The following is a 23,149-nucleotide window of genomic DNA, read 5'->3' as shown; positions in this document are numbered from 1 at the left end:
ATTAGTTAGGGCTAATGAACCAGCCTATTTAATGAATGATCCATTTTTTTGCGTATATTAATGAGGAGGGGATTTTATGGACATCACAGATTTAGTCAGCGTATTGCCCGGTGTTGGCCCAAAACGTGCTGAAAATTTACAAGAACTGGGGATTGCTACAATTGAAGACTTATTGACGTATTATCCCTTCCGCTACGATGATATCCAAGAAAAGGATTTAAGTGAGATTCAGGATCAGGAAAAAGTTACGCTAAAAGGGCTAGTGGTTTCGGAAGCAGTCGTTAGTCGGTACGGTTATAAGAAGAGCCGGTTAACGTTTCGAATGATGCAAGAACATGCGGTCATTAATGTTTCCTTCTTCAATCAACCTTTTTTAAAAGACAAAGTAGTTCTTTCCGAAGAAATTGCTGTTTATGGCAAGTGGGATGCCAAGAGAAAATCATTAAATGGCATGAAAATCTTAGCTTCTAAAGGAGACAATGAAGATTTCGCCCCCATTTATCATGTGAATAAAAAAGTCCGCCAAAGCACGTTGGTTCAGTTAATCCGCACTGCTTTTGAAGAGTATGGTTCACTGGTTGAAGAGATTTTACCGAATGATTTATTAGAAAAGTACCGCTTGATGCCTAGAAAAGAAGCAATGTGGGCGATGCATTTTCCCAGTAATCCAGAAGAAAGCCATCAAGCTAAACGGCGAGTAGTCTTTGAAGAGTTTTTCCTTTTCCAACTTAAAATGCAAGGATTGAAGAAACAAGAAAAAGCGGAAAAAAATGGTTTAGCTATTCAATATGACGTGGATCGCTTAAAAACGTTCACCCAAGGACTGCCTTTTGAATTGACAGGCGCCCAAAAAAAAGTGACCAATGAAATTTGTCGAGACTTGCGAAGTCCGAAGCATATGCAACGATTGCTTCAAGGTGACGTGGGGAGTGGGAAAACGGTAGTGGCTGCGATTGCGCTATACGCCACCATGACCGCTGGCTTTCAAGGAGCGTTGATGGTTCCGACTGAAATTTTAGCGCAACAGCACATGGAAAGCTTACAGCAGTTGTTTGATCCATTAGAAGTTCGGACGGCCTTATTAACAGGTTCCACCAAAACGAAAGAACGTCGTCTAATTCTCGAAGAACTGGCCAATGGCGAGATTGACATTGTGGTAGGGACCCATGCTTTGATACAACAAGATGTCAGTTTCCATCAATTAGGTTTGGTAATCACCGATGAGCAACATCGTTTTGGTGTGAATCAGAGAAAAATATTAAGAGAAAAAGGCTTAAAACCAGATGTTCTATTTATGACGGCCACTCCGATTCCTCGAACGCTGGCCATTACAGCCTATGGCGAAATGGATGTATCAATCATTGATGAAATGCCAGCTGGACGGATTCCAATCGAAACACGTTGGATTCGGCCGCCGCAGTTAGATACTGTTTTAGAATGGATGGAAAAAGAGCTGGCTCGAGGACATCAAGCCTATATTATTTGTCCCTTGATTGAAGAATCAGAAGCCTTAGATGTGAAAAACGCAACAGAAATTTTTGAACATATGCAAAGCTTTTATTCCCCAAGATATCAAGTGGGATTACTACATGGTAAAATGAAAAACCAAGAAAAAGATGACATTATGCAGGAGTTCAAAGACAATCAGCTGCAATTATTGGTTTCTACCACCGTTATTGAAGTTGGCGTGAATGTACCAAATGCCACAGTGATGTTAATTATGGATGCGGACCGGTTTGGGTTAGCACAATTACATCAGTTACGGGGACGTGTGGGGCGTGGCTCCAGTGCATCTTATTGTATTTTAGTGGCCAATCCGAAAAATGAAATGGGCGTTGAGCGTATGAAAATCATGACAGAAACCACCAATGGTTTTGTCTTGAGTGAGCGTGATTTGGAACTTCGCGGACCTGGGGAAGTGTTCGGTGCACGGCAATCAGGGGTGCCTCAATTTGCGGTAGGAGATATCGTGACGGACTTTAACATTTTAGAAGTTGCGCGCCAAGAAGCAAGTGCCCTATGGAAAGTGAAAGAGTGGTGGCAATATCCTGCTTATCAAGGCTTAGCCAATCGAGTGAAACCCCAAGATGAGGAAGCCCAATTTTTCGATTAGAAGAGGTAATTTTTGAAGCCAGAAAGTAAAAGCCAATACGTATTTCTTTGAAAAAAATATGTTATACTTGTTAGGAAACAAAAAAGTAGGAGGGAATCACTCATGAAAATTGCTGTAGATGCAATGGGTGGAGATAACGCCCCACAAGCAATTGTTGAAGGGGTTATGCTAGCCAAACAAGACTTCCCAGACATTGAATTTCAATTATATGGAAAAGAAGCCGAAATAAAAAAATACATCACCGATGAAAAAAACATTACGATTATTCATACCGATGAAAAAATTGCTAGTGACGATGAGCCAGTGAAGGCAATCCGTCGTAAGAAAACTGCTTCCATGGTTTTAGCAGCGCAAGCAGTTAAAAATGGGGAAGCCGATGCGATTTTTTCTGCAGGCAACACCGGAGCGCTATTAGCAGCGGGTCTTTTCATTGTCGGCCGCATCAAAAATGTGGAACGTCCCGGTTTGATGTCAACTTTACCTGTCATGGGAGAACCAGACAAAGGGTTTGACATGTTAGATTTAGGAGCCAATGCAGACAATAAACCAGAACATTTGGTTCAGTATGCCGTTTTAGGTTCATTCTATGCTGAAAAAGTTCGGAACGTTCAGAATCCTCGTGTCGGTCTATTAAATAACGGAACTGAGGAAACAAAGGGCAGTGAATTAACGAAAAAAGCCTTCGAATTGTTAGCAGCAGATGAAACGATTAATTTTGTCGGAAACGTTGAAGCACGAGAATTATTAAATGGCGTAGCTGACGTGGTGGTGACAGATGGCTTCACAGGGAATGCCGTTTTAAAATCTATCGAAGGCACAGCTATGAACATGATGAGCTTGCTGAAAACAGCGATTCTTTCTGAAGGTGTCAAAGGAAAAATGGGCGCCTTATTATTAAAGAATGCGTTGCGTGGCATGAAAGACGAAATGGACTACTCAAAACATGGGGGAGCGGTTTTATTTGGCTTAAAAGCGCCAGTCATTAAAACGCATGGGGCCACGGGTCCTGATGCCGTCCGCTACACCATTCGTCAAATTCATACAATGTTAGAAACCCAAGTTGTCCCACAATTAGTGGAATATTATGAAGGCAAAGCAGAGTAATTTGCAATTGTCTTGACATCAGTTTGTTACTCAAATGAAAAAAAGATGGACAAATACCCAAATTGTGAGTACAATGTATCTTAGCGTTTTAGTAAAAGAAAGAACCTTTTTTCAAAAGCAGTGGAGGTGAATACAGTTGACTCGTGAAGAAGTACTTCAAAAAGTAGCGAAGATTATCTCAAACCACTTTGATATTGAAGCGGATCAAGTAACAGATCAATTAAACATTAAAGATGATTTGAACGCTGACTCAATTAGCGTAATGGAGTTTGTTTTAGAACTTGAAGATGAATTTGGAACAGAGATTTCAGATGAAGATGCAGAAAAAATTGAAACAGTTGGTGCCGCTGTAGATTATATTGTGAGTAATTCATAAAAAATAATAAGACAAAGTCGATTAACATTCCTGTTAATCGACTTTTTTTGCGTACATAATGGTTATTTTATTAAGCAATAAGGCTATTTTTACACATATTTTTGTAAAAAAAATCATACATGTAAAAAAATAACTGCGAAAAAAGTTATTTTATCTTGCTTTTTATGGAATAATTCTATAAAATTATGAAAAAACAATGAGCTGTAAATTAACATTGATAAAAATTAGAAAGTGCTATCATTAAATATTAGTTAATTTATATAATGTTTTTGAAAGGACGTAAGGGGTGCGTATGGATGCAAGGAAATGAACAATTATTAGAGGTTTCAGGATTAGAAACAGCATTTAGAATCAAAGATGATTATTATAATGCCGTCGATGATGTTTCATTTGAATTGAAGAAAAATGAGATTCTGGCAATCGTCGGAGAATCTGGTTGTGGAAAAAGTACCTTAGCAACAACGATTATGGGCTTACATGATCCCAATCATACCAAAATTACTGGGGAAATTTTATACAACAATTTAAACTTAACTACGTTTAATGAAACATTGTACAACAAAGTCAGAGGAAACGATATTGGGATGATTTTCCAAGATCCGTTGTCTGCACTGAATCCGCTCATGCGAATTGAAGACCAAATTAAAGAAAGTCTCACGTATCATACCAAAATGACTGCACAACAAAAACAAGCACGGGCCATTGAACTGTTAGATCAAGTGGGGATTCCCAACCCAGAGCGTGTCGGGAAACAGTATCCTCATGAATTGTCTGGCGGCATGCGCCAACGGGTGATTATTGCCATTGCAATCGCGTGTAAACCACCGATTTTAATTGCAGATGAACCAACAACGGCCTTAGACGTTACCATTCAGGCACAAATTCTCGATTTGTTAAAAGATTTACAAGAAGAAACGGGAAGCGGCATTATTTTAATTACCCATGACTTAGGTGTAGTTGCGGAAATGGCTGATCGTGTAGCGGTTATGTATGCGGGTCAGTTTGTAGAAGTAGCCACTGCTGAAGAATTGTTTAGTCATCCGAAACATCCATATACACGTTCCTTACTTCAGTCCATTCCCCAAGAGAATTCCGATGAAGAAGAACTTCATGTGATTGAAGGGATTGTTCCTTCGTTAACCAAATTACCTAGAAAAGGTTGTCGGTTTGCCCCACGAATTCCTTGGATTGATGCATCGGAACATGAAGAAAATCCAACATTACATGAAGTTGCACCGAATCATTATGTTCGTTGTACATGTTATAAACATTTTCATTTTAGAGACGGGGAAGGGGAAGCGTAATGACAGAAATTATTCAAATTAAAGATTTAAAAGTTCATTATCCAATTCGCAGCGGCTTCTTCAATCGAATCACTGATCATGTTTTGGCGGTTGATGGTGTGGATTTCATGATTGAACAAGGTAAAACGTATGGGTTAGTTGGTGAATCGGGTTCTGGAAAATCAACGACAGGAAAAGCAATTATTGGTTTAGAAAAAATTACAAATGGTGAAATTATTTATCAAGGACAAGATGTAACCAAGCCGCGAAGTCGAAAAGCGATCGGATACAACAAAGATGTCCAAATGATTTTCCAAGATTCGATGTCAAGTTTAAACCCTAAAAAACGAGTACTAGATATTATCGCCGAACCAATTCGAAATTTTGAACGGTTAAGTGACCAAGAAGAAAAGAAAAAAGTCAAAAGTTTGTTGGACATTGTGGGGATGCCAGAAGATGCGTTGTACAAATATCCTCATGAATTTTCTGGTGGGCAACGCCAACGTTTAGGCGTCGCCCGAGCGGTGGCTACCAGCCCCAAATTAATTATTGCAGATGAACCTGTTTCAGCACTGGACTTATCTGTGCAAGCACAGGTATTGAATTTTATGAAAAACATTCAACAGGAATATGGGTTAAGTTACTTATTTATTTCCCATGATTTGGGCGTAGTTAAACATATGTGTGACAACATTGCCATTATGTACAAAGGCCGTTTTGTAGAAATCGGTACACGCCAAGATATTTACACTAATCCACAACACATTTATACCAAACGCTTACTTTCAGCAATTCCTAAAATTGACGTAGCGAACCGAGAAGCTCACAAAGAAGAACGAAGAAGAGTTGAGCAAGAGTATCGGGAAAATCATAAAGACTATTATGATGAAAATGGGCGGGTTTATAACTTACATTCGATTAGTCCAACCCACCAAGTAGCGTTAAAAAATGGAGGTGCTGAATAATGTGGAAAACAATTTTACGCCGTTTGTTATTGATGATTCCGCAAGTGATTATTTTAAGTGTCTTGATTTTCCTGTTGGCTAAAATGATGCCAGGTGATCCGTTTACAGGATTGATTAATCCGAACCAAGACCCGAAAGTGATTGAAGCCATGCGCGAAGCTGCCGGGTTAAATGATCCTTGGTACGAACAATATTTCCGTTGGATTGGCAATGCCTTACATGGAGATTTTGGTCATAGTTTTATCTTTAAATTACCTGTGTCCACGCTCATTGCTGGTCGGGTGGGGAATACGATTGCATTGGCCGCTGTGTCAGTTATAATCACGTATTTAATCGCCATTCCTTTCGGTTTAATTGCTGGCCGTTACCAAAATTCATGGTTTGACAAAATGGTGGTTATCTACAACTTCTTCAGTTTTGCCGTACCATTATTCATCTTTGCCTTGATTATGCTCTTTATTTTTGGGTATCGCTTAGACTGGTTCCCAACGAGTGGAACCGTGACTGTTGGTTTGGCTGAGGGAACGTGGCCGTATTATTTAGATAAACTGAAGCATTTAATTTTACCAGGGGTCACTCAAGCGTTGCTAGGGACAGCGGTCACTATTCAATATTTGCGCAGTGAAGTGATTGATGTTAAAAACATGGACTTTGTTCGTACTGCTCGTTCAAAAGGAGTGCCAACGAATAAAATTTTTAATCGACACATTTTTAGAAATGCAGCATTACCAATTGCCTCTCAATTAGGTTATGAAATTACTGCTTTGATTGCCGGATCAGTCGTTATTGAAAAGATTTTTGCTTTCCCAGGAATTGGAAAATTATTTATTGATAGTATCATTCAACGTGACTATTCCGTTATTACCGCTCTCGTGTTGATTTTGGGATTGGCAACCCTTATCGGAACCTTAATTTCTGATATTGTAATGAGTATTGTTGATCCAAGAATTCGAATTCAGTAGAAAAAACACGAAGAAAGGGTGATAAAAATGGAATTGACAGAAGAAAAAAGAGAAGAAGTCTTACAAGAAAGTATTCCACCAATGGGCTTTCGGATGATTGCGCGAGAATTCGTCAAAGAAAAAATGGCGATGTTTTCTTTAATCCTTTTGGTCATTATCTTATTAGCCGTTTTTATCGGTTCGTTAGTGTTAGACCAAAGTGCCGTTATGCATGTAAGTATTTTAGATAAATATGCGGAACCAGGTACCGTTACAATGAATGGCACCAAGTTCATTTTAGGTGCCGATGAAGGGGGTCGTGATGTTTTAGGACAATTGATTATCGGGGCTAGAAACTCGATTTTAATCGGTTTTGCCATTACGATTATTACGTCTATTATCGGGGTCGGTTTAGGGATTATTTCCGGTTATTATGGAGGCATGATTGATAATATTTTGATGCGTATCGTGGATTTTATTATGATTTTGCCAATTATGTTAATTATTATTGTGTTCGTTTCCGTGATTCCTAAATATAGTATCTGGTCCTTTATTTGGATTATGTGTGCGTTTTATTGGGTTGGAAAAGCGCGGTTGTTCCGCAGTAAAACGTTATCTGAAGGGCGCCGAGATTACGTTAGTGCCTCTAAGACAATGGGAACAAGCGATTTTAAAATTATGTTTCGAGAAATTATGCCGAATTTAAGTTCATTAATTATTACGAACTTAACGATTAATTTCGCGGCCAATATCGGGATCGAAACAACGTTAACTTTCTTAGGCTTCGGGTTACCACAAAGTGTCCCAAGTTTAGGAACCTTAATTGGCTACGCCAGCAGTGGAGATGTATTAGTCAATAAACAATGGGTTTGGTTACCTGCATCAATTCTAATTTTAGTCTTGATGTTAAGTATAAACTATGTTGGACAAGCATTTAAGCGCTCAGCAGATGCACGACAACGATTAGGCTAATTAGCCAAAAAATGAGGGAGGAAAAGAGATGAACAAGAAACGGATTTTAGGTGCAATCACGTTAGCTTCTGTGTTAGTATTCGGGTTAGCTGCATGTGGTGGCGGCAATAAAGGCGGGGGCAATAAAGCAACGGAAACAGAAGACATTTCAAAAATGCCAATCGCTGTTAAAAATGATAAAAAAGCAATTGATGGCGGGACATTAGATGTCGCTGTAGTTATGGATACACAATTCCAAGGACTTTTCCAGCAAGAATTTTATCAAGACAACTATGATGCACAATACATGCTTCCAACGGTACAGCCATTATTTAACAATGATGCAGACTTTAAGATTGTCGATGGGGGTCCTGCGGATCTGAAATTAGATGAAGATGCCAATACAGCAACCATTAAATTACGTGACAATTTGAAATGGTCTGACGGTAAAGATGTGACGGCAGATGACGTGATTTTCTCTTATGAAGTCATTGGTCATAAAGACTATACAGGGATTCGTTATGATGATAACTTTACGAATATTGTTGGCATGGAAGACTACCATGATGGTAAATCGCCAACCATTTCTGGCATAGAAAAAGTCAATGATAAAGAAGTTAAAATCACTTATAAAGAAGTTCACCCAGGAATGCAACAATTAGGTGGCGGTGTTTGGGGTTCAGTTTTACCAAAACATGCCTTTGAAGGAATTGCTGTTAAAGACATGGAATCAAGCGATGCAGTTCGTAAAAACCCTGTAACTATTGGACCATACTACATGAGTAATATTGTGACAGGTGAATCTGTTGAATACCTACCAAATGAGTATTACTACGGTGGCAAACCAAAATTAGATAAATTAGTGTTCAAATCTATGCCTTCTGCGAGCATTGTAGAAGCGATGAAAGCGAAACAATACGATATTGCATTATCAATGCCAACAGATACGTATCCAACATACAAAGATACTGAAGGGTATCAAATCTTAGGACGTCCCGAACAAGCCTACACGTATATTGGCTTTAAAATGGGCACGTTTGACAAAGAAACAAATACAGTGAAATACAATCCAAAAGCTAAAATGGCAGATAAAAGCTTACGTCAAGCCATGGGCTATGCAATTGACAATGATGCAGTCGGCCAAAAATTCTACAACGGCTTACGAACAGGGGCAACAACGTTAATCCCACCAGTCTTCAAGAGCTTGCATGATAGCGAAGCGAAAGGCTATACGCTTGATTTAGACAAAGCGAAAAAATTATTAGACGATGCTGGTTATAAAGACGTAGACGGCGATGGCATTCGCGAAGACAAAGAAGGCAAACCACTAGAAATCAAGTTTGCTTCAATGTCAGGCGGCGAAACTGCACAACCACTTGCTGATTACTATGTCCAACAATGGAAAGAAATTGGCTTAAACGTAACGTATACAACAGGACGCTTAATTGATTTCCAAGCATTCTATGATAAATTGAAAAATGATGACCCAGAAGTAGATATCTATCAAGGCGCGTGGGGCACAGGTTCAGATCCTTCACCAACCGGCTTATATGGTCCAAACTCAGCCTTTAACTATACACGTTTTGAGTCAGAAGAAAATACTAAATTACTTGATGCGATTGATTCAAAAGCATCATTTGATGAAGAAAAACGTAAAAAAGCCTTCTACGATTGGCAAGAGTATGCCATTGATGAAGCGTTTGTAATCCCAACGCTTTACAGAAATGAAGTCTTGCCAGTCAACGACCGTGTAGTTGACTTTACTTGGGCAGTTGATACGAAAGATAATCCATGGGCAACGGTGGGTGTCACTGCGGAAAAACGTTAAACAACGTTCCGCTGATTTAATAGAGATAGAACGAGGTCGGGACAGAAGTGTTTAACTCCGAGAAATAAGGAGGAGTTGCTTCTGTTCCCGCCGTTTATCAGTTTTTGAGCGTGGCGCAAAAATCCAAAGTGATTTTTGTCCCACGCTCTTTCTATCTCTTACGTAAACAAACGCTTTCATCTCAATCATAGCTCTATTTATTTATTTTTTTCTAAAAAATAATGAGAACACAGTGAATAACAGGCTTTTTCTGAATAGAACCATTTAAAAAAAGTGAAAAAAAAAGTATAATGAAACAAGGTGTAAATAAATGTAAAGGAATGTGGAGAATGGACAATCAGTTAACAACAGAGTTAAAAGAACGTTACGGCATTGTTTTCCATGATGTCAATCTATTAGAGCAAGCTTTTACTCATTCATCCTATGTGAATGAGCATCGCTATTTAAAATTATCCGATAATGAACGTCTTGAATTTTTAGGAGATGCAGTTTTAGAATTAATTGTTTCACAATATTTGTATTTAAAATTCCCAGAACTTCCAGAAGGAAAATTAACGAAGATGCGCGCAGCCATCGTTCGGGAAGATAGTTTAGCCAAATTTGCGAAAGAATGTCACTTCGACAACTACATTTTATTAGGTAAAGGAGAAGAAGCATCGGGCGGACGAACACGTGCATCATTATTATGTGACTTATTTGAAGCCTTCTTAGGTGCCCTCTACTTAGACCAAAAAGTTGGCGCAGCCAAGAAATTTATTGAAGACGTTATTTTTCCGAAAATTGATGCCGGTGCTTTTTCACATGAGATGGATCACAAAACACAATTACAAGAAGTTTTACAACGCAAAGGCGATGTTTCAATTGAATATCGCTTAATTAAAGAAGAAGGCCCTGCTCATGACCGCACCTTTTTCACTGAAGTTTACATGAATGGTGAACTCATTGGGTTAGGCCAAGGAAAATCGAAGAAGTTAGCTGAACAGGATGCCGCTGAGCGGGCACTGAAAAGTATTCCTCAGTAAGGCTGGAAGGAGCAATATTCGTGTATTTAAAACGAATTGAAATTACAGGATTTAAATCATTTGCAGATAAAACCATTATTGAATTTGAAGATGATGTGACAGCAGTGGTTGGTCCGAATGGAAGTGGGAAAAGTAATATCACGGAAGCCGTTCGCTGGGTATTAGGTGAACAATCTGCGAAAAACCTTCGCGGTGGCAAAATGAACGACATTATCTTTGCCGGTTCGGAAGGTCGTAAGCCGCTAAATATTGCGGAAGTTACCGTGACGTTAGACAACAGCGACCATTATTTAGCATTGGATTATAGTGAGATTAGTGTCACCCGTCGTTTAAAACGAACGGGCGAAAGTGACTTTTTTATTAATAAACAAGCGTGCCGTTTAAAAGATATTCAAGATTTATTTATGGATTCAGGGTTAGGCAAAGAATCTTTTTCAATTATTTCACAAGGGAAAGTTGAAGCGATTTTTAATAGTAAACCTGAAGACCGTCGTGGGATCTTTGAAGAAGCAGCGGGCGTTTTAAAATACAAACAACGGAAGAAAAAAGCTGAACAAAAGCTTTTCGAAACCGAGGACAACTTAAGCCGTGTCCAAGATATCATTTACGAGTTGGAAGACCAATTAATTCCTCTAGCCGCCCAAGCAGATGCGGCTAAAAAGTATTTAGCTTTGAAAGAAGAACTTACCGAAATTGATGTCAATTTAACTGTGACCGAAATTCAAGAAGCAAAAGCTATTTGGGAAACGAAAACGCAAGAATTAACAGCCATTGAAGAAAAGTTAGCTGGCGCAAGTAAGCAAGTCCATGACTTAGAAGGCAAATTGGTACGTTTACGAAGCAAGCGCAATCGTTTAGATGAACAAATTGAAACGGAACAACAACAATTATTACAAGTGACAGAAGCGTTGAAACAAGCAGAAGGACAAAAAAATGTTTTAATTGAACGTTCCAAACACACCTCCCAAACGGCAAGCGAATACGAAGAGACATTGGCAGAAACGGCCGAAAAAATTGTTCGCTATCGGGAAGAATTGCAGACGCTGGAAACAGCAATCGCAGAAAAAACGGCACAACGTCAGACGTTAAAAGAAGCATTGGCTTTGGCAACGAAAGATGTGGAAAAATATAGTAAGTCTTCTAAAGAATTGATGGAGGAATTGCGCAGTCAGTATGTGGAAGTCATGCAAGAACAAGCCAATACAGCCAATGACTTAAAATATTTAGAACGACAATATCAACAAGAAACAGCTAAAAATCAACAATCGCTAGCAAAACACGAAGCGCTAGAAGAACAGATGGTTGAAGCTCTTGCAATGAAAGAAACGCTAGAAAAAGAGCAAAAAGTCGCAAAACAAGGCTTACAAGAGCAGCTGGAAGAATACACCGCGTTGAAAGCAACGCTTGAAGCCAAACGTGAACGATTAGCACAGCGTCAAAATGATATGTACCAAGCGATGAATCAAGTACAACAAGCGAAGGCACGCCAAAAAAGTTTGCAAGAAATTCAAGAAAATTACGCTGGCTTCTATCAAGGCGTGAAAGCTGTATTGCGTCACAAAAACCAATTGACTGGGATTGTTGGCGCAGTGGCTGAGTTAATTGAAGTGCCTAAAGAATATACGTTGGCGATTGAAACGGCCCTAGGTGGTGCGGCGCAACATATTGTTGTGGAAAATGAGAAAGATGGTCGAGCAGGCATTACTTTCTTAAAACAACAACACAGTGGCCGGGCAACCTTTTTACCATTGACTACCATTAAGCCGCGCTCTGTATCGGCGATGGTTCAGAATCGTTTGGCTGGTGCACCGGGCTTCGTGGGGATTGCCAGTGAATTAGTTCGTTATCCAGAACAAGTACAAACCGTTATTCAAAATCTCTTAGGCGTCACGATTTTAGCGGCAGATTTAACGAGTGCCAACCAGTTAGCAAAATTAGTCAATTACCAATATCGCGTTGTCTCATTGGAAGGCGATGTGATGAATCCTGGCGGTTCGATGACTGGGGGAGCCAATAAACGTGGCAACCAAGGAAGCCTATTTTCACAAGCGCAAGAACTTCAAACAATCACTGAACAAATGACTCAATTAGAAACACAACTAAGAAGTGTAGAACAAGAAGTCCAAGCGCTCTCGCAAGAAGTGAAAACAGCCACAGAACGTGCAGAAATGTTGCGCTCTGCTGGTGAACAAAATCGCTTAAAACAACAAGAAATTGACAATAAATTAGCCAATCAAACAGAAACGATTACTCGTTTAACAAAAGAAAAACGTCTGTTTGAATATGAATCACGGGAATTGCATCAATTCTTAACCGAATATCAAACGAAAAAAGCCACATTGACAGAGCAACAAGCAAACTTAACGGCAACGAAAGAACGTTTAGATGCTGAAATGAAACAAGTGGAACAAGAAGCTAGCCAAATGGAAACCTTTAAAGCCCAAGCGCAAGAACGCTTGACGACAGTTCAAGCAGAACAAGCAGTAGCGGCGGAACAATGTGCCCATTTTGCTCGTCAAAAGCAAGACAAACAAGAACAATTGGACGAATTATTGATTCGAGAAACGGCCATCCGTCAACAGCTACAACAACTAAGTAGCCATTCTAGCGATCACCAGTTAACCGAAGAAGGCTTAGCGGCACAAGTCGCGCAATTAGCGGAGAAACAAACAGCATTGCAAACGTCTTTACAAACGGCACGTAGTCAACGACAAGCGTTGCAAGAAGAAGTAGACGAGTTAGATACAAAATTAGCGGAAGAAAACAAACGCCAACAACAGTATTTAGCAGATAAAACACAAATTGAAGTCCTAAAAAATCGTGCAGAAATGCAATTAGATAGCTCGTTAAGTTACTTACAGGAAGAATACAGCTTAACCTTTGAAGCTGCCTATGAAGCGTATTTCCCAATCGATGATTTAGCGCAAGCACAGCAAACAGTGAAACGCCTAAAACAAGAAATTGAGCGGTTAGGACCTGTTAACTTAAGTGCCATCGAGCAATTTGAACAAGTCGATGAACGCCATCAATTTCTAGTCAGTCAACGTGATGATTTATTAAATGCGAAAGAACAATTATTTGAAACCATGGATGAAATGGACCAAGAAGTGAAAGAACGGTTTAAAGAAGTCTTTGAAGCAATTCGTGCCCAGTTTAAAGTGGTATTTCCTAATATGTTTGGTGGCGGACGGGCAGAACTGGTGCTAACCAATCCAGAGGATCTCTTGAATACAGGGATTGAGATTGAGGCGCAACCACCAGGGAAAAAATTACAACATTTAAGCTTGTTGTCTGGAGGCGAACGGGCATTAACGGCGATTGCATTACTCTTTTCAATTATTCGTGTTCGACCAGTTCCGTTCTGTATTTTAGATGAAGTAGAAGCAGCTTTAGATGAAGCCAACGTTGCTCGTTTTGGTCATTATTTAAGCGAATTTGAAGATGGCACACAGTTTATCGTGGTGACACATCGTAAAGGGACAATGGAAGCCGCAGATGTTTTATATGGCGTGACTATGCAAGAATCTGGGGTTTCAAAAATCGTTTCAGTTCGCTTGGAAGAGGTCAAAGAAGGTGGCGCAATTGAAAAAAGCAATTAGCCAGAAGCAAGGAGGAGCGAACGTTTGATAAAATTAGTTGCTATTGATTTAGATGGAACATTATTAAATAGCCAAAAAGAGATTTCTTTACGGAATAAACAAGCACTGATGGCTGCGAAACAAGCAGGCGTGAAAGTTGTTATCTGCACAGGTCGACCTTTGGCAGCTATTGGTCCTTACTTAGAAGAATTAGGTTTACAAGATGAAGGCGATTATAGCATTACTTTTAACGGCGGGTTGGTTCAAAAAAATGACACAGGGGCCATTATTGAGAAAACATTGATGCCCTTGGAAGCGATTCATGAGCTGTACCAATTAGCAACCACACTCAACATGCCGTTTGATGTCTTATCCGATGAGGTCGTGATGCAATTGCCTTCTGCACCTAATTATCCTTCAATTTATAGTTCTCTAAACAAATTATTAACCTTTGAGTCCTACAAATTAGAAGAGTTAACCCCGAATCGAATTTATAACAAAGTTGTTGTTGCGATTGATGAATCGTATTTAAATGAACGCATCAAGGAAATTCCGGCCTCTTTTTATGAGCGTTTTGAAATTATTAAAACGCGAAATAACTTATTAGAATTTATGCCAAAAGGGATTACGAAAGCCTATGGTATTTCCTTGTTAGCCAAAGATTTAGGAATCCGTGCAGAAGAAATCATGACCCTAGGGGACGAAGAAAATGATTTACCGATGATCGAATACGCTGGCTTAGGTGTCGCCATGGCAAATGCGATTCCATTAGTTAAAGAAGCCGCAGATGTCGTTACAGACACGAATGACCAAGATGGTGTTGCCAAAGCGGTCGAAAAATATATTTTAACGCCGTTGGAAGGAGGCCAATAAGAATGGGATTTTTTGATAAAATTAAAAAAGCTTTTTCCGCTGAAAAAAAGGAAGAAGAAAAACAAGAGATTGTTGAAGAAACAGTAGACGAAACACCAAGTGATGAATCAGCGCCTGCTGAATCAAAAGAAACCGCAGCAGAAGAGGCGCAAACAACGCCAGAAACGACAGCGGAAGAAGTCACAGAAACAGCCGATTTAACAGATAACGCTGAAATGGAAAAATTAGCTGGCGTAGAAGAAGCATTAGAAGAAGAGCCAGAAGAAATCCTGACAGAGGAAACACAAGAAGTTGTTGTGGAAGCGCCTGAGGAAGAAAGTAGTGTCGTAACTCCGTTGGCAGAACCAACAGACACGCAGGTTTCAGAAGAAATTGAAGAGTCAAAAGAAGAGCAGGTCCAAGAAAAATATGAAAAAGGCTTGGAAAAAACGCGTAAAACATTTGGTCAACGGTTGAACGAATTGTTTGCTAATTTCCGGAGCGTTGATGAAGATTTCTTTGAAGAATTAGAAGAAACGTTAATTGGTGCAGACGTAGGCTTTGATACATCCTTAAAAATTACAGAAGCCTTACGACAAGAAGTGAAACTGCGAAACGTGAAAAAACCAGCTCAAGTTCAAAATACCATCATTGAAAAAATGGTTGATTTGTATGAAGAAGCAGGAATTAATGAAAATAACGCGATTAACTTACAGCCAAATGGCTTAACCGTGATTTTATTTGTTGGTGTTAATGGAGTTGGTAAAACAACCAGCATTGGTAAATTAGCCCATCAATACAAGTTGGAAGGAAAGAAAGTTTTAATGGCCGCTGCCGATACGTTCCGAGCGGGCGCCATCGACCAATTAGTTGTTTGGGGCGAACGGGCTGGCGTTGAAGTTGTACGTGGAAATGCTGGCGGCGACCCAGCAGCGGTCGTTTTCGATGCAGTGGAACGTGCCAAAGCAGAACAGGCCGATGTTTTGCTAGTGGATACAGCAGGTCGTTTACAAAATAAAGTCAACTTAATGAAGGAATTAGAAAAAATTAAACGAGTCATTCAACGAGAAATTCCAGATGCGCCTCACGAAGTTCTCTTAGTCGTGGACGCAACTACTGGGCAAAATGCGATGACACAAGCCAAACAGTTCAAAGAAACAACCGATGTCACTGGCTTAGTTTTAACCAAACTAGACGGAACAGCCAAAGGTGGTATTGTCATTGCTATTCGGAATGAATTACACTTGCCAGTGAAATTAGTTGGTCTAGGTGAAGGAATTAACGATTTAGAACCATTTAATGCCAACGATTTCGCAATGGGCTTATTTAAAGGCTTATTAAAAGATGTTTAGTTGTAGAAAATAACAGGTTTGGGAAGAACGTGGGACAGGAGTATTTAGCTTCAAGAATGAAGAAGCTACTCCTGTCCCGCCGTTTATTTTAGGATTAGGACGGATGTTCTAAGTTCTTCCTAAATCGTTTCTGAAAAAATGAAGGAGTGAGGGAGAAGATGACAGAACAAATGTGGATTGAGAAGTTAGGATTAGAAGCGCATCCTGAGGGCGGTTATTTTAAACAAACCAATAAAAGTGAACAATTGATTCCGACCAAACGAGGCGAACGGGCGTTGCATACAGCGATTTTGTTTCTATTGAATACAGAAAGTCCGTCACATTTTCATCGTTTAAAAGCGGATGAATTATGGTTTTTTCACGATGGTCAGCCATTAACCGTTCACTGTATTTTTCCTGATGGAACGTATCAAGCTGTTCAGTTAGGGAAAGACTTAGTTCAAGGACAACAGCTTTCGTTCTCAGTTCCTGCCGGCACAATCTTTGGCTCTACAGTAGCGACAGGATTTGCGTTAGTCAGTTGTGTGGTTACACCAGGCTTTGAGTTTGAAGATTTCGAGTTATTTACTCAAGCGGAATTGTTAAACGATTATCCACAACATAGTGAAATCATTCAGCACTTGGCTTATCGAGAATTACTTTAAGAAAACGTTTTAGTAACATTTCTTTTATGAATATGCTAGTATAAATCAAACAAGCTTGTTGATTTTGTCGCAACGCACAGTTAGCTGCCATAGATGATTAAAAGAAAGGGATGAATCACATGGGCACAATGGTTTTTGTTAACTTCCCAGTAGCGGATGTCCAACGTTCTACAGCATTTTATGAAAAACTTGGATTCAAAAAGAACGAGGAATTTTCAACAGAGGAAGCTAGTTCGATGATGTGGGATGATCAATTTTGGATTATGTTGTTGAACCATGACTTTTATGGAAAATTTATCCAAGAAAAGCAAATTATTGATGCGCAAACAACCAGTGGGGCATTAATTTCCTTTAGTTTAGAGAGTGTCGAAGCCGTAAAACAGTTTGGCGAAACCGCCAAAGCTAACGGAGGCAACTGCTACCGAGTTGATATGGGAATACCAGAAGAGCAAATGTATGGCTTAGAAGTGCAAGATTTGGATGGCAATAGCTTAGAACCTGTCTGGATGAAGATGTAAAAAGAGCCGCAAAATCTCTACAGATTTTGCGGCTCTTTTCCTACAAAAAACTATTGTAAATTATTGGCATTAGTTGCTTCAACGCCATAAGAATCAGCTACTTTTTTCAAGCTAAATCCTTTTCCGTAGACTTCACTCGCACTCATTGAAATCAAAAAGGCTTCTTCATCAATCTCAAGAATGGCTTCTTTTAAGCGGGGAAAATCTTTTTCACGAATGACGGTCATTAAGAGCATGCCTTTCGCGTTTCGATAACCGCCTTCGATTGGCACCAAGGTCACACCTTTATCTAGTTCACGTAATAAGCGTTCTTGAATAGCGACATATTTTGGTGAAATAATCATCACATTCTTCGAGCGAACCAGACCAACTTGAATCATGTCAACGACACGACCAATTGTAAATAAACAAATTAAAGAGAATAACACAATATCTGCATTAAAAGCATACATTGCTGATAAAATGACTAAACCATCGACGAATAAAATAGCAATACCTAAGGAAACTTTGAAGTATTTATTGACAATTTGTGAAATGATTGCTGTGCCACCAGTTGAGGCATTGCCACGGAAAACCAAGCCTAGGCCAGCACCTGTAATAATACCGCCAAATAATGCTGCTAGAAAAATATTATGTGTTAAAACAGGCATCCCCGAAGTAATTCCTACAAAAAATGGATAAATAAGACTACCATAAATGGTTTTGACACCGACCTCTTTCCCAAGAAGTAAGAAACAAAGCACTAAAAGAGGAATATTGATGGCGTAAAGAACAATGGCGGGACTAATCCCGAAAACATAATTAATAACAATACTAATGCCATTGGCTCCGCCTGCGACAAGTTTATTTGGCAATAAGACCGCATTGATTGAAATGGCCAAAATGAATGCACCGACTGTTACATAGGCGGTGTCTTTTAAACGTTGGGCTGTAAAAAATTTATTCATGAAATACCTCCAATTATTTATTAGTTTAGTGAATGATGACATAAAAAAAGACAGAACATGAGAGACAAGCCTAATCGACTTATGTCCCACACTCTAAATCTTCAACTAATCAACTGAACACTTTTTCCTTATACTAACATGAAATACGACAAGAAAACATAGTGAACAAACAATTTTTTGGAAAAGCCCTCAATTTATTGAAGGCAAAAAAGTCAAAAAGCGGCCAGCCCAAATAGCTTCATGATGTTGGATAATTTGTGCCGCGGTTAAATGTCCATTATCCAAGGTGGAAGTGGTTTTCGGTGTCATCAAACACGTATAGCCTAAACCATGAGCCATCCGAATTGTAGTGTCCACACAAAACTCGGTTTGGACACCAGCGATTTCTAACGTTTGAATGTCGTGTTCCGTCAATAAATCATTTAAATTTGTTTGGTAAAAGGCATTCGCATGTGTTTTGCGGATGAAAAAATCTGTGGGCTGTGCATCCAGCTTTTCAAAAAGTTGCCAAGAGTCTGAGCCAAAAGGTAATTCGATTTCTTCATGTTGAACAAAAATAATGGGCGCATGGTGTTGGCGGTAGACAGCAATACGCTGATTGACTTTATCCAACACTGCTGGCAGACGGTACAATTGCTGCGACGGACTTTCGATGCCTTTTTGAAAGTCAATTAAAAGTAATGCACGATTTTTCATGAGCAATCCCCACTTTCTATAAACTAGTTGTTTTCAGTATAACGGAAAAAGGCGCTCTCTAAAAGTGTCTCGAAAATTCCCAAGCGAACGTTCAAAAAAACAGCATATTTACTCGTTTTCCTATATAATAGTAAGAGAAACAGATAGTTTGTAGAAAGAAAGGCGACAAGATGAATTATAGAGAATTAATGCAAAAGAAAAATGTTCGTCCTTACGTATTGATGGCTCGTTTTGGTTTAGAAAAAGAAAACCAACGTAGTACACGAGAAGGGCTTTTAGCGACAACTGATCATCCCACGGTTTTTGGTAACCGTTCTTATCATCCATATATTCAAACAGATTTTAGTGAAACACAATTAGAACTAATCACGCCTGTAGCAAATAGCGGCACAGAAATGCTTCGTTTTTTAGATGCCATTCACGATGTGGCTCGTCGTTCGATTCCAGAAGATGAAATGCTGTGGCCATTAAGTATGCCGCCACGATTACCAACAAAAGATGAAGAGATTAAAATCGCTAAATTAGATCAATATGATGCGGTGTTATATCGTCGTTATTTGGCAAAAGAGTATGGCAAACGAAAACAAATGGTCAGCGGAATTCATTTTAATTTTGAATATGACCAAGCCCTGATTCAGCAATTATATGATGAACAATCCGAAGTGACAGATTGCAAACAATTTAAAACGAAAGTGTACATGAAAGTTGCCCGTAACTTTTTACGTTATCGTTGGTTAATTACGTATCTTTTTGGGGCTTCGCCAGTTAGTGAAGACGGCTACTTTAGGGTCTATGACGACCAACCGCAAGAACCTATTCGCAGTATTCGGAATAGTACGTATGGCTACAGAAATCATGACAATGTGAAAGTATCGTATGCCTCATTGGAACGCTATTTAGAAGATATTCATCGCATGGTGGAAAATGGTTTACTTTCTGAAGAAAAAGAATTTTATGCGCCTGTGCGCTTACGTGGTGGGAAACAAATGTCTGATCTGCCTAAAACAGGTATTCGCTATATCGAGTTGCGTAATTTAGACTTAAATCCTTTTTCGCGTTTAGGCATTGTGGAAGATACTGTGGATTTCTTACATTATTTTATGTTGTATTTATTGTGGACAGATGAAAAAGAAGAAGCGGATGAATGGGTAAAAACTGGCGATATTTTTAATGAACAAGTGGCTCTTGGTCATCCTCATGAAACGATTAAGTTAATTGCAGAAGGCGATCGGATTTTTTCAGAAATGATTGATATGTTAGATGCTCTAGGCATTCGTAAAGGCAAAGAAGTTGTCGGTAAGTATTATCAACAACTGCGGAATCCACAAGACACCGTTTCTGGCAAAATGTGGACGATTATTCAAGAAAACTCCAACAGTGAACTGGGAAATATTTTTGGAAACCAATATCAAAGTATGGCCTTTGAACGCCCTTATCAATTAGCTGGTTTCCGTGAGATGGAATTATCCACACAAATTTTCTTATTTGATGCGATTCAAAAAGGTTTGGAAATCGAAATTTTAGATGAACAAGAGCAATTTTTGAAACTGCAACATGGCGAGCACATTGAATACGTCAAAAATGCCAACATGACTAGCAAAGATAACTACGTGGTACCATTGATTATGGAAAACAAAACCGTGACAAAGAAAATTTTGTCTGCAGCAGGGTTCCATGTGCCTGGCGGTGAAGAATTTTCATCTTTTATTGAGGCACAAGAAGCACATTTACGCTACGCCAATAAAGCGTTTGTCGTGAAACCAAAATCAACGAATTACGGTTTAGGAATTACCATTTTTAAAGAAGGCGCTTCGTTGGAAGACTTTACGGAAGCGTTACGGATTGCTTTTAAAGAGGACACAGCGGTTTTAATTGAAGAGTTTTTACCTGGAACAGAATATCGGTTCTTTGTGTTAGATAATGATGTAAAAGCCATCATGTTGCGCGTGCCAGCCAATGTTACCGGAGATGGCAAACACACTGTAGAAGAATTGGTGGCCGCTAAAAATAGTGATCCATTGCGGGGGACCAATCACCGTGCACCACTAGAGTTAATCCAGTTAAATGATTTAGAAAAACTAATGTTGAAAGAACAAGGTTTAACTATCTATTCTGTGCCAGAAAAAGAGCAAATCGTGTACTTGCGAGAAAATTCTAATGTTAGCACGGGCGGGGATTCGATTGATATGACCGATGTCATTGATGATAGTTATAAACAAATCGCCATTGAGGCCGTAGCTGCTTTAGGAGCCAAAATTTGTGGCATTGATTTAATCATTCCTGACAAAGACGTAAAAGGCACACGTGATAGCTTAACGTACGGGATTATCGAAGCAAACTTTAATCCAGCCATGCACATGCATGTGTATCCTTACGCTGGAAAAGGACGCCGTTTAACAATGGACGTTTTAAAACTTTTATACCCAGAAGTGGTTCAATAAAAAAAGAATATCGCCAAAAAATTCATAATAGATTTTTTGGCGGTATTCTTTATAAAAACGTTTTCTTGGTGAACCCAATAGGTTATACTAAAACTATTACCAATGAAAGTTGTATGACGGTGGCTCTGAGTTAGAGAGGCAGGTGATGCCTAGGTGTATCCGATGCACTTTAACGAAAGGAGCATTTTTTGTCAATCGAAGCGGCATTGGAATTGATGATTAGTTTTGCAATCCTTGTTGTGTTACTGATTTTCGGTATCCTTGAAGCAACGAAAAACAATAAAAAATAACCGTTCACAAGCTTCGTAGGCCGAACGGTTAAGATTCAAAACTTAACTCAGTAAGCCACCAGTTCTTATAACTGGTGTTGGTATAAAAGGAGAGGTATGTAGTAGCATATCTCTCTTTTCATTTTCATAATAGCATAATTCTATTTAAAATGGAAGCGCTCATAACTTATATCATTTTATAGAAAATTCCTATAAAAACGTTTTCTTAGTGAACCCAATAGGTTATACTAAAGCTATTACCAATGAAAGTTGTATGACGGTGGCTCTGAGTTAGAGAGGCAGGTGATGCCTATGTGTATCCGATGCACTTTAACGAAAGGAGCATTTTTTTTGTCAATCGAAGCGACATTGGAATTGATGATTAGTTTTGCAACCCTTGTTGCGTTACTGATTTTCGGTATCCTTGAAGCAACGAAAAACAATAAAAAATAACCGTTCATAAGCTTAGACGGCTGAACGGTTAAATAGTAACAAAAATTTAACTCAGTAAGCCACCAGTTCTTATAACTGGCGCTGGTATAAAGGAGAGGTATGTACCCGCATACCTCTCTTTTTCATCTTTATAATAGCACAATTCTATTATAAATGGAAGCGCTCATAACTTATGTTTAAACAATCCAATGACTCATAACTTTTCTTGAGCTTTTTATGAGTGAAATAGTTTTTGCCAGAAGCCTTTTTTAGCTTTTGGCTCTTCTTTTGGCGTTTCGGTTGCTTGAGGATATTTTTCTGTAACGTCAATCACAGGTTCATCGACTGCATGTTTTTCAGCTAACAGTAAGCCGAGAGAGTCAGGGTTGTTCTCCACAAAATTGTTAACAATCTTAAAGGTTGCGCCATGCTGATTTAATAATTTAATATAGGTACTTTGCAGGTCAGAAGAGATTTCGCCGTTTAAAAGTACTGTAACTTCAGGATGCTTCGCTAATTCTTCTAATAAATGTTGTTGGTTCTGTGCATCTTTCATTTCAGCGACGGTCATGGAGAGACGGCAGCGTTCACGAAATGTGCCCATGTATTTGTGTTGTTCTTCAGGATTGACGAGGGGCGTACCGTACATTCCTTTATCCAGACGTTGTTGTAAGTCATCATTCGCCATTCAGTAACACTCCTTTCCTAACGTTTCCCTCCATTATAGCATATCTTAGATAAGTCGTTGGTCAGTCGGCTTGAGAAGAAGTTTTTAAGAAAGGAAAAAAAGTGGTTGCATTTGTGATGGTTTTCTCATACACTGTAATTAAGAATGAG

General features: G+C 39.2%; 20 protein-coding genes. 17 read left to right on the top strand and 3 right to left on the bottom strand.

The features are described 5' to 3' along the window. Positions 1-76: 76 nt before the first annotated feature. From recG to IGL17_RS12065, 14 genes are all read left to right on the top strand, one after another. Positions 77-2,113, top strand: a complete 2,037-nt coding sequence (gene recG, locus IGL17_RS12130; protein WP_016618587.1) for an ATP-dependent DNA helicase RecG — start codon at positions 77-79, stop codon at positions 2,111-2,113. A 102-nt stretch (positions 2,114-2,215) separates the two neighbouring features. Further along, complete coding sequence (gene plsX, locus IGL17_RS12125; RefSeq protein ID WP_002354938.1) at positions 2,216-3,217, top strand: phosphate acyltransferase PlsX; 1,002 nt, start codon at positions 2,216-2,218, stop codon at positions 3,215-3,217. Between the two features lie 136 nt (positions 3,218-3,353). Beyond that, positions 3,354-3,593, top strand: a complete 240-nt coding sequence (acpP, locus tag IGL17_RS12120) for an acyl carrier protein (protein ID WP_002354939.1) — start codon at positions 3,354-3,356, stop codon at positions 3,591-3,593. Positions 3,594-3,856: 263 nt separating this feature from the next. After that, the gene (gene opp2D, locus IGL17_RS12115; protein WP_002367425.1) at positions 3,857-4,897 is read left to right on the top strand and encodes an oligopeptide ABC transporter ATP-binding protein Opp2D; all 1,041 of its coding nucleotides are present in this window, start codon (positions 3,857-3,859) and stop codon (positions 4,895-4,897) included. After that, on the top strand, positions 4,897-5,841 hold the full coding sequence (gene opp2F / locus IGL17_RS12110; RefSeq protein WP_002415658.1) for an oligopeptide ABC transporter ATP-binding protein Opp2F: 945 nt from the start codon (positions 4,897-4,899) through the stop codon (positions 5,839-5,841). The genes opp2D and opp2F overlap by 1 nt, the downstream gene beginning before the upstream one ends. Further along, positions 5,841-6,803, top strand: a complete 963-nt coding sequence (gene opp2B / locus IGL17_RS12105) for an oligopeptide ABC transporter permease Opp2B (protein WP_002354943.1) — start codon at positions 5,841-5,843, stop codon at positions 6,801-6,803. The genes opp2F and opp2B overlap by 1 nt, the downstream gene beginning before the upstream one ends. A gap of 27 nt (positions 6,804-6,830) precedes the next feature. Next, entirely contained in the window at positions 6,831-7,754 is a 924-nt protein-coding gene (gene opp2C, locus IGL17_RS12100) for an oligopeptide ABC transporter permease Opp2C (protein ID WP_002365358.1), read from the top strand. 28 nt (positions 7,755-7,782) lie between these two features. Continuing rightward, a complete protein-coding gene (opp2A, locus tag IGL17_RS12095; RefSeq protein ID WP_438839748.1) occupies positions 7,783-9,561 on the top strand; it encodes an oligopeptide ABC transporter substrate-binding protein Opp2A in 1,779 nt (592 codons plus the stop codon). 329 nt (positions 9,562-9,890) lie between these two features. Continuing rightward, positions 9,891-10,583, top strand: coding sequence for a ribonuclease III (gene rnc / locus IGL17_RS12090; RefSeq protein ID WP_002354946.1), 693 nt, complete (start codon positions 9,891-9,893; stop codon positions 10,581-10,583). Positions 10,584-10,603: 20 nt separating this feature from the next. After that, positions 10,604-14,182 (top strand): chromosome segregation protein SMC, encoded by a 3,579-nt coding sequence (gene smc / locus IGL17_RS12085; protein WP_010824007.1) that lies wholly within the window; start codon positions 10,604-10,606, stop codon positions 14,180-14,182. A gap of 24 nt (positions 14,183-14,206) precedes the next feature. After that, positions 14,207-15,034, top strand: coding sequence for a Cof-type HAD-IIB family hydrolase (locus tag IGL17_RS12080; protein WP_016618586.1), 828 nt, complete (start codon positions 14,207-14,209; stop codon positions 15,032-15,034). Positions 15,035-15,036: 2 nt separating this feature from the next. After that, entirely contained in the window at positions 15,037-16,365 is a 1,329-nt protein-coding gene (gene ftsY, locus IGL17_RS12075; RefSeq protein ID WP_010821152.1) for a signal recognition particle-docking protein FtsY, read from the top strand. 158 nt (positions 16,366-16,523) lie between these two features. Further along, positions 16,524-17,009 (top strand): cupin domain-containing protein, encoded by a 486-nt coding sequence (locus IGL17_RS12070; RefSeq protein WP_016618585.1) that lies wholly within the window; start codon positions 16,524-16,526, stop codon positions 17,007-17,009. Between the two features lie 119 nt (positions 17,010-17,128). After that, positions 17,129-17,527 carry a VOC family protein gene (locus tag IGL17_RS12065; protein WP_002361020.1) on the top strand — a complete coding sequence of 133 codons (399 nt, stop codon included), beginning with the start codon at positions 17,129-17,131 and terminating at the stop codon, positions 17,525-17,527. Between the two features lie 50 nt (positions 17,528-17,577). Here the strand turns inward: IGL17_RS12065 and IGL17_RS12060 are convergent, their stop codons facing one another. Continuing rightward, positions 17,578-18,474 carry a YitT family protein gene (locus tag IGL17_RS12060; protein WP_002354953.1) on the bottom strand — a complete coding sequence of 299 codons (897 nt, stop codon included), beginning with the start codon at positions 18,472-18,474 and terminating at the stop codon, positions 17,578-17,580. Between the two features lie 189 nt (positions 18,475-18,663). Further along, on the bottom strand, positions 18,664-19,170 hold the full coding sequence (locus IGL17_RS12055) for a cysteine hydrolase family protein (protein ID WP_010707015.1): 507 nt from the start codon (positions 19,168-19,170) through the stop codon (positions 18,664-18,666). 170 nt (positions 19,171-19,340) lie between these two features. Between IGL17_RS12055 and gshAB the strand changes: the two genes are divergently transcribed. The 3 genes from gshAB (at position 19,341) to IGL17_RS12040 (ending at position 22,333) form a co-directional block, all read left to right on the top strand. Beyond that, positions 19,341-21,611 (top strand): bifunctional glutamate--cysteine ligase/glutathione synthetase, encoded by a 2,271-nt coding sequence (gshAB, locus tag IGL17_RS12050; RefSeq protein WP_016618583.1) that lies wholly within the window; start codon positions 19,341-19,343, stop codon positions 21,609-21,611. Between the two features lie 188 nt (positions 21,612-21,799). Beyond that, positions 21,800-21,901 carry a putative holin-like toxin gene (locus IGL17_RS12045; protein ID WP_229201437.1) on the top strand — a complete coding sequence of 34 codons (102 nt, stop codon included), beginning with the start codon at positions 21,800-21,802 and terminating at the stop codon, positions 21,899-21,901. A gap of 330 nt (positions 21,902-22,231) precedes the next feature. After that, positions 22,232-22,333: a putative holin-like toxin gene (locus tag IGL17_RS12040; RefSeq protein WP_162780856.1), complete on the top strand. Its 102-nt coding sequence runs from the start codon at positions 22,232-22,234 to the stop codon at positions 22,331-22,333. Positions 22,334-22,547: 214 nt separating this feature from the next. Here the strand turns inward: IGL17_RS12040 and IGL17_RS12035 are convergent, their stop codons facing one another. Beyond that, positions 22,548-23,000 carry a YueI family protein gene (locus IGL17_RS12035; RefSeq protein ID WP_002383256.1) on the bottom strand — a complete coding sequence of 151 codons (453 nt, stop codon included), beginning with the start codon at positions 22,998-23,000 and terminating at the stop codon, positions 22,548-22,550. Between the last annotated feature and the right edge of the window lie 149 nt (positions 23,001-23,149).

It is taken from the genome of Enterococcus sp. AZ088 (assembly GCF_051714845.1).
In the GTDB taxonomy this organism is placed as follows: Bacteria; Bacillota; Bacilli; order Lactobacillales; family Enterococcaceae; genus Enterococcus; species Enterococcus faecalis.
Note: the sequence above shows the minus strand (reverse complement) of the source record. Positions and strands in the feature narration are given on the sequence as shown.